Origin of the sequence: Proteus faecis (genome assembly GCF_003144395.1) — a bacterium.
In the GTDB taxonomy this organism is placed as follows: domain Bacteria; phylum Pseudomonadota; class Gammaproteobacteria; order Enterobacterales; family Enterobacteriaceae; genus Proteus; species Proteus faecis.
Genome location: NZ_PENZ01000034.1, coordinates 186,782 through 199,561, shown reverse-complemented (window position 1 = coordinate 199,561; position 12,780 = coordinate 186,782). Strand labels below are relative to the sequence as shown.

Genomic DNA, 12,780 nt, shown 5'->3' with positions numbered 1-12,780 from the left:
TGGCGCAATACTCTTTTATGGGCGGTTTGATCTCCGGCTTTACGTCAGTGATATCTAAAACCCGCCTACGCGGGTTTTTTTATGCACTAAAAACAGTTAGTAAAAAATAATATAGAGCGATAATAATGAATACATCAATTGCATTCTCATTTAATACCAAGGCAACGCCACTGCCTTACCATAGAGAACCTGCTTTACTTTTCAATACATTATGTGGAAATAAACATCACACATTGCTGTTAGAATCTGCACAAATTGACACTAAAGCGAACTTAAAAAGTTTGTTAATTGTTGATAGTGCATTACGCATCAGTGCAGTAAAAAATCAAGTCACTATTGATGCATTAAGCGTTAATGGGCAAGCGTTATTACCAGCATTAAAAATCGCACTAAAAGAAAAAGCTATCTTAATGCAAGAGAGCGATAAACAATGTGTTTTTACTTTCTCAGCACCCGCCCAAGATATTGATGAAGAAAGCAAATTAAAATCAGCTAGTGTATTTGACGCTTTACGCTTTTTTCTTGCTAACAAAGAGACGAAAGATGCTAATGCCATTTTTGTTGGTGGCTTATTTGCTTATGACTTAGTCAGTGGATTCGAACCCATTCCTGAATTAGACACTATTTTTTCATGCCCTGATTACTGCTTTTACTTAGCAGAACAATTAGTTGTGATCGACCATCAAAATGAAGATAGTCAGTTAATTTCTATTGCTTTTACTGACGATAAAACAGAATGTCAGCGTCTCACTGTTCGACAAAATGAGTTAATTTCGCTAGCTAAACAACCCTTAAAACATCCTATTCGTCGCGCTTTAACAGCAACAGAGTCAACAATACAAGGCAATATGGATGATAAAGGTTATGGCGATATCGTTGAGGCAATGAAAACTTATATTCGTCGTGGTGATATTTTCCAAGTTGTTCCATCTCGTCGCTTTCAAGTTGCTTGCCCTTCACCACTTGCTGCTTATCAAGTGTTAAAAGAGAAAAATCCAAGCCCTTATTTATTCTATATGCAAGATGCTTCATTCACAGTATTTGGCGCATCACCAGAAAGTGCATTGAAATATCAAACTAGCGATCGCCAAATTGAAATCTACCCAATTGCAGGAACTCGTCCAAGAGGACGTAACGCAGATGGTTCGATCAATGCAGATTTAGACAGCCGAATTGAACTTGAAATGCGCACTGATACAAAAGAGCTTTCTGAACATTTAATGCTCGTTGATTTAGCGCGTAATGATTTAGCGCGCATTTGCCAAGCAGGTAGCCGTTATGTCGCGGAATTAACAAAAGTTGACCGTTATGCTTTTGTCATGCACTTAGTCTCAAGAGTCGTGGGTAAACTACGTGATGACTTAGATATTTTTCATGCGTATCAAGCTTGTATGAATATGGGAACGTTATCGGGTGCGCCTAAAGTCAGTGCAATGCAATTAATTGCTCATTATGAAAAAACAAAACGTGGCAGTTACGGTGGGGCTATCGGCTATTTTACTGGCGCAGGAGATTTTGATACTTGCATAGTTATTCGCTCTGCTTATGTTGAAAATAATATTGCCACTATTCAAGTTGGTGCTGGAATTGTGCTTGATTCAGATCCTCAAATGGAAGCTGAAGAAACACGCAATAAATCACAAGCTGTAATCAACGCTATTTTACAAGCACATACAGATACACAACAGCAGGAGGCTTGCTAATGGCGACTATCTTACTGCTCGATAACATTGACTCATTTACTTATAACCTTGTGGATCAATTACGTAGCCTTGGTAATAACGTGGTGATTTATCGCAATAGTGTCACCGCCGATTTTATTGAACAAAAATTACGTGAACTCGATAACCCTATTCTACTGTTATCTCCGGGGCCTGGCGCACCGTCACAAGCAGGTTGTATGCCTGAATTGTTAAAACGTGTATTAGGCACATTACCGGTGATTGGTATTTGTTTAGGCCATCAGGCCATTATTGAAGCTTACGGTGGCAAAGTTTCTTCATGTGGAGAGATCTTACACGGTAAAGCGACATTAGCTAAACATGATAACAGCGAAATGTTTGTGAATTTACCTAACCCTTTACCCGTTGCTCGTTATCATTCGCTTTCAGGAGAACAAGTTCCAGAACAACTCATTATTAATGCTTGGTGCGATAACACTGTTATGGCGGTGCGTCACCGTCAACATAAAACGTGTGGTTTTCAGTTTCACCCCGAATCAATTTTAACCACAAAAGGCGCGCAACTTTTAGAACAAACAATCGCATGGGCATTAACTCCTAAAGGAGACGAATAAAATGGAAACTATCTTCAACAAATTATTTAGTGCACAACAGTTAACATTAGAAGAAAGCCAAACTCTGTTTAGCGCCATTATCCGCGGTGAGTTAACGGAATCACAATTAGCAGCTGTTTTGATCAGCATGAAAATGCGTGGTGAGCACCCTCAAGAAATCGCGGGTGCAGCACGCGCATTGCTAGATAATGCACAACCCTTTCCTCGCCCTGATTACACTTTTTGCGATATCGTCGGCACGGGTGGAGATGGTGCCAATAGTATCAATATTTCAACAGCAAGCGCATTTGTTGCAGCTGAAGTTGGGATCAAAGTTGCGAAACATGGTAATCGTAGCGTATCCAGTCGCTCTGGCTCTTCCGATTTATTAGCTGCATTTGGTATCCCTTTAGATAGAAGTGCTGATGATGCACGCCAATTACTGGATGAGGTAGGTTTATGCTTTTTATTTGCGCCTCAGTATCACAGCGGTTTTCGTTTTGCAGCACCAGTTCGCCAACAACTAAAAACACGCACGCTATTTAATGTATTAGGCCCGTTGATTAACCCAGCTCGTCCGCCATTAGCATTAATCGGAGTATATAGCCCAGAGTTATTGATGCCTATTGCAGACACATTAAAAGTTCTAGGTTATGAGCGTGCAGCTGTTGTTCACAGTGGTGGAATGGATGAAGTTTCACTGCATGCACCGACTCAAGTCGCTGAATTACATCATGGTGAAATCACACGTTATGAACTGACTCCCAGTGATTTTGGTCTTCGTCCTTGTGCTATTACTGATTTAGAAGGTGGTACACCTGAAGTAAACCGTCAATTATTAGCAGATTTACTACAAGGTGAAGGGAAAAGAGCACATACCGAATCTGTTGCAGCTAATGTCGCTTTATTAATGCGTTTACATGGGCAAGAAGATTTAAAAGTAAATACTGAAGTTGCTATGCACGCCATTTATAGCGGTAAAGCAATAAATCGTGTAACTGCATTAGCAGCGAGAGGATAAGAGCATGACTGTATTAAACGCCATTGTAAAAGATAAAGCTGAATATCTAATTGCACGTAAAGCAAGCCAACCGTTATCAGAATTTGTGCAGCAAATAGTGCCATCAACGCGCTCGTTTTATCAGGCATTAACTCAGCCTAATACCGTTTTTATTTTAGAATGTAAAAAAGCATCGCCCTCAAAAGGTTTAATTCGTGCTGATTTTGATCCCGCTACGATCGCAAAAATTTATCAGCCTTATGCTTCTGCAATTTCAGTATTAACTGATGAGAAATATTTTCAAGGAAACTTTGATTATTTACGTCAAGTTAGTCAAGCCGTGCATCAACCCGTTTTGTGCAAAGATTTTATTATTGATGAATACCAAATCTATTTAGCGCGTCTTTATCAAGCAGATGCCATTTTATTAATGCTCTCTGTCTTAAATGATGAGCAATATCGTGCACTGTCAGCCGTTGCTCATCAATTAAATATGGGTGTATTAACCGAAGTAAGCACCGAAGAAGAGCGTCAACGTGCTATTAATCTCAATGCTAAAGTTATCGGTATTAACAATCGTGATTTGCGAGATCTCTCTATCGATTTAGTTCGTACCCAGCAGTTAAGCCAAGGATTACCTAAAGATGCAATCGTGATCAGTGAATCAGGTATTCATACCCACCAGCAAGTTCAAGAGTTAAGCCAATATGCTAATGGTTTTCTAGTAGGTAGCGCATTAATGTCACAAGAAAATATTGACCAAGCTGTGAGAGCGCTGGTTTTGGGAAAGCATAAAGTGTGCGGGTTAACTCGTACACAAGATGTAAAAGCGGTTTACCAAGCAGGCGCTTATTATGCTGGGTTGATTTTCGCAGAGAAATCGCCTCGAAAAGTGACGTTGTCACAAGCACAAGAATTGATAACACAAGCTCCCTTAGCATTTGTGGGTGTTTTTCAAAACCAACCTATTGAACTTATTTGTGACTATGCAGAAAAACTTAATTTATCTGCCATTCAATTACACGGACAGGAAGATGCTGAGTTTATTGCACAGCTTAGACAAAAAATTCAACCTAATTGTGAGATTTGGCAAGCCATAAATATGGCAATCCACTCGGATATTCTTCCCGTTTCACACGTTAATAAATATGTACTTGATAATGGCACTGGTGGCACAGGAGCCACATTTAATTGGCAAAAAATTCCGAATACATTACGTGAAAAAGCATTACTTGCAGGTGGTCTTAACAGTGAAAACTGTTTAGATGCCGTTAAAACAGGCTGTATCGGACTTGATTTTAACTCCGGTGTAGAATCGGCTCCTGGCATAAAAGATGCACAACGGCTGAATCAAATCTTTGCACAATTAAAGCTAAACTAAATTTCACAAAAATAAAATTTTAAATAGGATGACATCACAATGAGAAAACTTAACCCTTACTTTGGCGAATTTGGTGGCCAATATGTACCTGAAATATTAATTCCTGCATTGGATCAACTCGAACAAGCGTTTATTGATGCACAAAACGATCCCTCTTTTCAGCAAGAATTCCAAGATTTATTAAAAAATTATGCAGGCAGACCAACGGCATTAACCCTTTGTCGTAATTTAACAGAAGGCACACGAACTCGTTTATATCTAAAACGTGAGGATTTACTGCATGGTGGCGCTCATAAAACTAACCAAGTATTAGGGCAAGCTTTGTTAGCAAAACGTATGGGTAAAACTGAAATTATTGCAGAAACTGGTGCGGGTCAGCATGGTGTTGCAACTGCTTTAGCCTGTGCACTGCTTAATATGAAATGTCGTATCTATATGGGTGCTAAAGATGTCGAACGCCAATCGCCTAATGTATTTCGTATGCGCTTAATGGGTGCCGAAGTTATTCCTGTTCACAGTGGTTCATCTACCTTAAAAGATGCCTGTAATGAGGCATTACGTGACTGGTCTGGCTGTTACGATCGCGCGCATTACTTATTAGGAACAGCAGCCGGTCCTCATCCCTATCCAACCATTGTCCGTGAGTTTCAACGTATGATTGGTGATGAAGCCAAAGCACAAATCCTAGAGCGTGAAGGTCGCCTGCCTGATGCCGTTATCGCTTGTATTGGTGGTGGTTCTAACGCTATCGGTTTATTTGCTTCTTTTATTCCAGAAACGTCTGTGCAACTGATTGGCGTTGAACCTGCGGGTAAAGGAATTGAAACAGGTGAACATGGCGCACCACTGAAACATGGAAAATTAGGGATCTATTTTGGGATGAAATCCCCCATTATGCAGACGGATGAAGGGCAAATTGAAGAGTCATATTCAATTTCAGCGGGCCTCGATTTCCCATCAGTTGGACCACAACACGCACATTTAAATAGTATTGGTCGTGCTGATTATGTTTCTGTTACCGATGACGAAGCCATAGAAGCATTTAAAGCACTTTCTCGCCGAGAAGGAATTATTCCAGCCTTAGAATCTTCTCATGCTTTGGCTTATGCACTGAAATTAATTGCACAAAATCCTGACAAAGAGCAACTATTAATTGTGAACTTATCAGGCCGTGGTGATAAAGATATTTTTACTGTAAACGATATTTTAGCAGCAAGAGGAGAAATCTAATGAGCCGTTATCAAGTATGCTTTGAGGCATTAGCACAAAAACAGCAAGGCGCATTCGTTCCTTTTGTCACATTAGGTGATCCTTCTCCTGAACTGTCATTACAAATTATTGATGCGCTAATTGAAGGTGGCGCAGATGCATTAGAGATTGGTATTCCATTTTCCGATCCTCTTGCTGATGGCCCGACTATTCAAGGCGCTAATTTACGAGCATTGAATGCAGATGTAACCCCCTCGGATTGCTTTGCACTTTTAGCCAATGTACGCAAAAAACATCCTAATATTCCTATTGGCCTATTAGTTTATGCCAACCTTGTTTTTAGTAATGGCATTGATAATTTTTATAATAAATGTGAACAAGCAGGTGTGGATTCTGTCTTAATTGGTGATGTGCCTTTACGCGAATCAAAAGCGTTCCGTGAAGCAGCACAACGCGCAAATATCAATCCTATCTTTATTTGTCCCCCTAATGCCGATGATGAACTTTTACAAGAGTTAGCAACATCAGGTGAAGGTTATACCTATTTACTATCAAGAGCAGGTGTAACTGGCACAGATAAACGCGCAGAACAATCACTCACACATCTTACTGACAAGCTAAAAACCTATAATGCGCCCCCAGCATTACAAGGATTTGGGATTTCAGAACCAAAACAAGTGAAAGAAGCAATTGCAAATGGTGCAGCTGGCGCAATTTCAGGCTCGGCAGTTGTTCAGATTATTGAGAAAAACTTACATCAGCCCGATGTAATGCTGAAAACATTGACTCAATTTGTTAAAGAAATGAAAGTGGCAACTATCGCTTAATCACCCTTTTTGATCCGCTTTAGAAGAATAGTTTGCTATTTTTCTAAGCGGATTACTCTGAAATCCACACCGCTTAACTCACACTTTTTATTGCTTATTTTTCTGCTAACCCGCATAAAATGGTGCTGTATTCTCTCTTCTCTTATTTCAACAGACTTGAACCGCACTGATAAAAATTTGGCAAAATTTTATTTTTTGCACATACTTCATAAAGCGCTTTATATTTTCTTTTCAGAAATACTCAATCAATAATGTGATTAAAAGGAGTTTGATGATGAAACTATGGGCAAAGATCTCCGCTGTTATGGTGGCATTACTTATGGCGTTTACTTTATCTGCATGTTCACCCACGGCAACATCAGAAGGTACTGGGGGTTATTTTGATGACTCCGTGATCACGACTAAAGTAAAAACGGCATTAATAGGTGAAAAAAATCTTAACTCAACACAAATTAGCGTCGAGACATTTAAAGGCAAAGTGCAATTAAGTGGTTTCGTCTCTTCCCAAGCAGACGCCAACCGTGCCATTGAAACAACCCGTAAAGTGACTGGCGTAAAAGGTGTTATCAACTCAATGGTTATTCGCTGATCCCTTCTTTATTCTAGTCTTCCTTTAGCCTTACTTCTTAGACCACCCTTGCGGTGGTCTTTTTTTAGCCATCACGGTATTCTCAATCTTCCTTTTATCATAATTCAGATCAATTTTTATAAAAAACGCCAATAGATTAAAAAAAGGTGTTTTCACTCCGACTTAAAAAAATGTTCGTAAAGAGAATAATTGAAAAGAATAATTAATCATTTTATGGTTAAAAACCAACCTTCTTATTTTTATGAATATTGCTTCTCTTAACCCTCTTTTATTCTTTTTTTATTTCTTTCTATCTCTTGATACACAAAGCACTTTCACTAAAACCAAATTAAAGTTGCATTTAAAATATACCTATGTAATACCCTATTTTATTTATAAAAAGAACATTGGTTTTTAATAAATAAAAATACACTTTTTTATCTTATTAAGAAGGTAAAAACAAAAGATGCGTATTAAATGCATCTTAATTATTATCTTAATATTAAATGTTATATTTAAAATATATCTTTTCTATTTATCTCTATTTTCAATTGCTCATAAATGATGTATTTAACAATAAAATAGAAACTTTATATAATCTAAAAAAGAAAGGTTCTGTGCAAATTTAAAAGATAAAAAAAGCGAAGATAAACCTCGCTTTTTCATTATGAGATATTCTTTTAAAGAAAGAAGAATTAGAAACGGTAGCCCACACCAAACATAAATACAAATGGGTCTAGACGTGTATCAACTTTATAATTATTACCAGCACCATCTTTAAACTTAACATCTGTTTCAATATTCATCCACCAAACAGACGCATTCAGCATCCAGTTTTTATCAAGGTTGTAATCTAAACCTGCTTGTGCTGCAAAGCCCCATGAATCCTTGAGATCTAAGTCAGATAAACCAGCGCCTTTACCAGCTGAATTAAATTTCTCATCAAAGAATGTAGTAAAGTTAAGACCTGCACCTAAATAAGGACGTAGTTTGTCTTCACCATTACCGAAGTAATATTGTGCCATTAATGTTGGTGGTAAATGTTTAACAGTCGCAATCTCACCAAAGTTTGTTAATGATACTTTATGCTCAAAAGGAGTCGCTGCTAATAACTCAACACCAATATTATCAGTGATCATATACCCAAAGGTTAAACCTAATTGAGTATTATTATTAGCTTCAAAATGTCCAATACCTAATACATTATCAGAACCCGCATTAGGACGAACTGTTGCTGTACCTGCACGGAATAAGAAATCACCTGCTTGGTGAGCAAAAGAAATAGAAGGCGCAAGAGTTGCAGCCGCTAAAATAAGCGCAGAAAGTTTTTTCATTATTTAACCCATTCCTGTAATAAGTAAAATCTCCGCTAAAAATATAACCATTTATTGATAATTATGATCTAATACCGATCACAACTTTGGAATTATTTTTGCAGAAAGTGTTATTTCTCTTATTATTATTTATCAATGCGATTATTTATAATTGATCTGCATCAAATTACAGATTAATACAATTTTTTCTTATAATTAAATTTATTTTTATTAATAATTTTTGAATAAAAAATACCCTAAAAAATGTATTTAAAAATAAGGTTACCTTTATGTTAAAAGAATGTTTTATTTATTTTAAATAATAAGTATATTCTAATTATTGATAGTAAGAAAAAAACCAAATAAGAGAAGTAAGAGAAAATATCCCATTTTGTTGTTGTAGAAGGTACAATAGCGCGCATTGACACAGTCTATTTTTATAGGAGCAGTTTCATGCCTACCACGGCACGCACAATCTACCGAGACAGTCTGAATTTTTATAAGAATGAACGACGTAGCATTGTTACCCTTTCCGCTATCCTTGCTGCTATTTTAGCGATAGTTCATGTCTTAATTGGCCCCAATCCTCAAGAATACCAATTGATGATTGAATTTGTGGCTAATTTTAAAAATACGCAACTTTCCTCTGCTTCTCCTGCTGAGTTAGAAGCAATGTCAAACAGTGTCGTGGGTATTGCCAAAAAAGTATTATCACTGTATGCATTTGAAACATTACAACAAAGCATTTTGGTTCTCACCTTATTGATGTTCGCTATGGCAATCTCTGCTGGTCACAATGTGACTCTAGGACAAACATTTAACGCATGCTTATCTCGCTTGCCAAAAATGTTTTTATTGATTGTACTGTGCTCTATTTTAATTAGCGCAGGTTTTATGGTGATGATTATTCCCGGTATTATTTTGCTCATTGGTTTTGCATTAGCACCGGTTGTTTTAGTACGCCAACAAAATATGGGAAGTGCAATACGTTTAGGTTGGAAAATTGGGTTTAGTGAATCTGGCTCACTTATTCCAGCTTTAGGTATTTGGATTTTATTGCAATTTGGCATCGGATTTGTGAGTAATCTGACTATTCAACTACCTGATCTTATCCATAACTTCTTATTCTATCTTCTGAAAAACATGGCTTCAGCATGGATGATTATTTACCTATTTCGTTTGTTTATGTTGGTTGAAAACAAATACATAACGCAACAAACGCGCTAATTTATTCAAAGCATAGCTTTCCATCAAATTTACCGATAAAAAATCCCGTGTATAAGCTAACGACTTATCACGGGATTTTACTATTTATTGATTACCACTCATAAAATTAGCTGAAATACTTAAGGTGTTGAGGTCTGGCTCTCTATTGGTACTTCTGATATCGATGCTTTGTTACTCTCGGCTTCTTGGCTTTCAGCTTCTTGCTTTAACGCTTCTTTTCTTGCTTCTTTCTGTTTTTCTTTGATCTGCTGTCGGCTTTGATAAAGTCGGATCACAAAATAGAGATCAGGAGCAATAATCAAGTCATCTTCATTGAGCGAAATTCTGTTACGTTCAATCCAACGATTTAACTCTGTTCTGCGTCCAGCTAAAACCAACTTAACGCCTTTTATTCGCAACTCTCGTATTAGTTCATCAATAGCGGCAAATACACTGACATCATCATAGGTAAAGCTTACAGCCGCATCTACCGCTAACCAAGCTGGACGTTGAGGTGCACTATCAACAAGTTGAAGTACCCGTTTTTTAAAATAACCCACATTAAAATAAGTCAGTGGTGAATTAAAACGGTACATCATTAAGCCATCGATAGGCTCAATACCATTATCCTTATTCATTGAGTGAACCATTCCTTGTTCGTCAACACCTAATAGTTGATCACTTGGTCGAAAAACAATACGTAAAAATTGTAATAAGCCTAATAAGACCGCAAAGCCTATACCATTAATCAACCCTGCTAATAACACTGCTAATAAAGTAAATGATGCCAATGTAAATGCTTGTTTATTACGTTTACGATAAGACCAAATATGACGAATACTCAGCAATGACCATGATGAGACGATCAACACAATTCCGAGCGAAGATAATGGAATATAGGCGAGAAAATCTGTCATAAATAATAGCACCAGCAGAATAACCAGTGCTGCAATAATAGAAACTAATTGCGTTTTACCGCCGACAGAATCATTGACTGCGGTACGGCTACTTGCTGCACTTACAGCAAATCCTTGTGAAAGTGCTGCCGCAATATTGGCAATACCTAATGCTTTTAATTCTTGATCTGCATCGACATCATAACCATTTTTGCTGGCAAAACTACGAGCTGTCATCATAAAACTCACAAAGCTAATGACAGCCAAGTTTATAGATGGAACCAATAATTCTCGTAATACACTAGGATGAAATCCACTCATCGACACGACTGGCAGAAATAGGTCAACATTTCCTGCCTCTTTATTCACAATAGCAATACCATAACTTGCTAAATCGAATTGCCAGCTAAGATAAGTCATCACAACCATGGCAATTAGTGGTGCAGGCCATCGGCTACGAAAATAACGAATACCTAATAATAAGGCGAGAGTTACCGCTGACATCAATACCGTAGGTAAATGCGCATCCATTAATCGAAATGGAACTTCAATAAGTTTTTCAATTAAGTGATCGGGAGAAGTATCAAAACCAAATACTTTACTAATTTGCCCGACCATAATGGTGATCGCGACACCATTTAATAACCCTTGAAGAATAGGACGAGACAAAAAATCAGTGAAAGCCCCTAATCGAAAATGGCTAGCTAAAATACACCAAAACCCCGTCATTGCAGTCATAATAATGGCAAGTTGCCATCGTGTATTTTCATCACCAGCAGATAATGGAATAACGACTGCAGCAATAACGGCACACGTTGCTGCATCTGGCCCCGTAATTAATTGGCGAGAAGTACCAAATAATGCATAAATAATCATGGGGAAAATACAGGCATACAATCCAACAATAGCATTAATGCCTAATAATTCAGTATAAGCAATGGCAACAGGTAGCGCGACGGCAGCAACCGAAAGCCCTGCTTTTAAGTCATAGCCAAAATATTCACGCTTATAGTTAAATAATAAGCCTAATCCTGGCATCCATTTTATTATTCTTTTTCCGTTCATTGATTTCCTCTTATCAGAAATACTTTTTATTTATGCATTCATCAAAAAGTGGCGGGTGATAATGATGAGTAATCAAATCATATACTAGAGCAATGTTTAAATCCTCTTTCATAACTCAAGCTTGAGTTTTAATTTTACATAAATACAATTACGTTTATTTTTCATTGAGTTATTTCAGATAAAAATCGCGTTTTTTGTATAAATTAACACTCTGTCGTTAAAGATATGCAATTGTTTACCCATTTTCTGTCGCTTTGCATTAGAATAGCCAAGTTTATGAATTTAATTACCATAGGTTCCTATCTGTTATGAAAAATGGCTGGCTAAAACAATTACTTGATTTTGCTCCACTATTAGTGTTTTTTATCTTCTATAAATGGCAAGATATTTTCTATGCTTCAGGTGCATTAATTATCGCGACGTGGATCTCAGTCGGTTTGACATGGCTTATTTTCCATAAAGTTGAGAAAGCTCCGCTCATAACTGCCATCGTGGTCACTATTTTTGGCTCATTAACGATCTTCTTCCATTCTGCTGATTTTATTAAATGGAAAGTGACAGCTATTTATGCCATTTTTGCTATCGTTTTAATTGGTATGCAGTTATTTACGCCAAAAACGTTAATGGAAAGAATGCTAGGTAAAGAGCTCGCTATGCCACCTGCAAATTGGAAAAAACTCAATATTGCATGGGTGATTTTCTTTTTTGCTTGTGCTCTTGGTAATATTTATGTGGCATTTTCTTTAGCGGAAGAGACTTGGGTTAATTTTAAAGTCTTTGGCTTAACTATTTTAACCTTTATCTTTACGATCGCCAGTGTGGTTTATATCTGGAATAACCGTTTACCAGAAGAACAAACTAAAGACGAAACGGCAGAAAATAGTGAACACGAATTATCAGATGATAGGGTAAAACGAGTATCTAAACCGACATCACATGATGCTCATTCAAAATCTGAATAATCATTTTTATTTTATTGGGAGATGTGTGCTCTAAATAATTCAAAATGTAACCAACAACGTTACAGCTTGAAGTATGAC

General features: G+C 37.3%; 8 protein-coding genes and 2 pseudogenes. 8 read left to right on the top strand and 2 right to left on the bottom strand.

Features of this window, described 5'->3' with window-relative positions:
- The first annotated feature begins 125 nt into the window (after positions 1 to 125).
- From DK858_RS10540 to DK858_RS10510, 6 genes and pseudogenes are all read left to right on the top strand, one after another.
- Positions 126 to 1,703, top strand: a complete 1,578-nt coding sequence (locus tag DK858_RS10540; RefSeq protein ID WP_109397351.1) for an anthranilate synthase component 1 — start codon at positions 126 to 128, stop codon at positions 1,701 to 1,703.
- Positions 1,703 to 3,296 (top strand): annotated as a pseudogene (trpD, locus tag DK858_RS18340) (bifunctional anthranilate synthase glutamate amidotransferase component TrpG/anthranilate phosphoribosyltransferase TrpD). Before DK858_RS10540 ends, trpD begins: the two are co-directional and overlap by 1 nt.
- A 4-nt stretch (positions 3,297 to 3,300) precedes the next feature.
- Positions 3,301 to 4,656: a bifunctional indole-3-glycerol-phosphate synthase TrpC/phosphoribosylanthranilate isomerase TrpF gene (gene trpCF / locus DK858_RS10525; RefSeq protein ID WP_109397348.1), complete on the top strand. Its 1,356-nt coding sequence runs from the start codon at positions 3,301 to 3,303 to the stop codon at positions 4,654 to 4,656.
- 39 nt (positions 4,657 to 4,695) lie between these two features.
- On the top strand, positions 4,696 to 5,886 hold the full coding sequence (gene trpB / locus DK858_RS10520) for a tryptophan synthase subunit beta (RefSeq protein WP_069369250.1): 1,191 nt from the start codon (positions 4,696 to 4,698) through the stop codon (positions 5,884 to 5,886).
- On the top strand, positions 5,886 to 6,692 hold the full coding sequence (gene trpA, locus DK858_RS10515; RefSeq protein ID WP_109397347.1) for a tryptophan synthase subunit alpha: 807 nt from the start codon (positions 5,886 to 5,888) through the stop codon (positions 6,690 to 6,692). Before trpB ends, trpA begins: the two co-directional genes overlap by 1 nt.
- A 274-nt stretch (positions 6,693 to 6,966) precedes the next feature.
- On the top strand, positions 6,967 to 7,281 hold the full coding sequence (locus DK858_RS10510; protein ID WP_109397346.1) for a BON domain-containing protein: 315 nt from the start codon (positions 6,967 to 6,969) through the stop codon (positions 7,279 to 7,281).
- Positions 7,282 to 7,955: 674 nt separating this feature from the next.
- Here DK858_RS10510 and ompW read toward each other — a convergent pair.
- A complete protein-coding gene (gene ompW / locus DK858_RS10505) occupies positions 7,956 to 8,594 on the bottom strand; it encodes an outer membrane protein OmpW (RefSeq protein ID WP_109397345.1) in 639 nt (212 codons plus the stop codon).
- A 432-nt stretch (positions 8,595 to 9,026) separates the two neighbouring features.
- On the opposite strand from ompW, the gene DK858_RS10500 reads away from it, so the two are divergent.
- Positions 9,027 to 9,800, top strand: a complete 774-nt coding sequence (locus DK858_RS10500) for a YciC family protein (RefSeq protein WP_109397344.1) — start codon at positions 9,027 to 9,029, stop codon at positions 9,798 to 9,800.
- 119 nt (positions 9,801 to 9,919) lie between these two features.
- Here the strand turns inward: DK858_RS10500 and DK858_RS10495 are convergent, their stop codons facing one another.
- Positions 9,920 to 11,740: a SulP family inorganic anion transporter gene (locus DK858_RS10495; protein ID WP_109397343.1), complete on the bottom strand. Its 1,821-nt coding sequence runs from the start codon at positions 11,738 to 11,740 to the stop codon at positions 9,920 to 9,922.
- A 308-nt stretch (positions 11,741 to 12,048) separates the two neighbouring features.
- On the opposite strand from DK858_RS10495, the pseudogene DK858_RS10490 reads away from it, so the two are divergent.
- A pseudogene (locus DK858_RS10490) lies at positions 12,049 to 12,603 on the top strand (septation protein A); the annotation flags it as partial.
- Positions 12,604 to 12,780 lie beyond the last annotated feature (177 nt).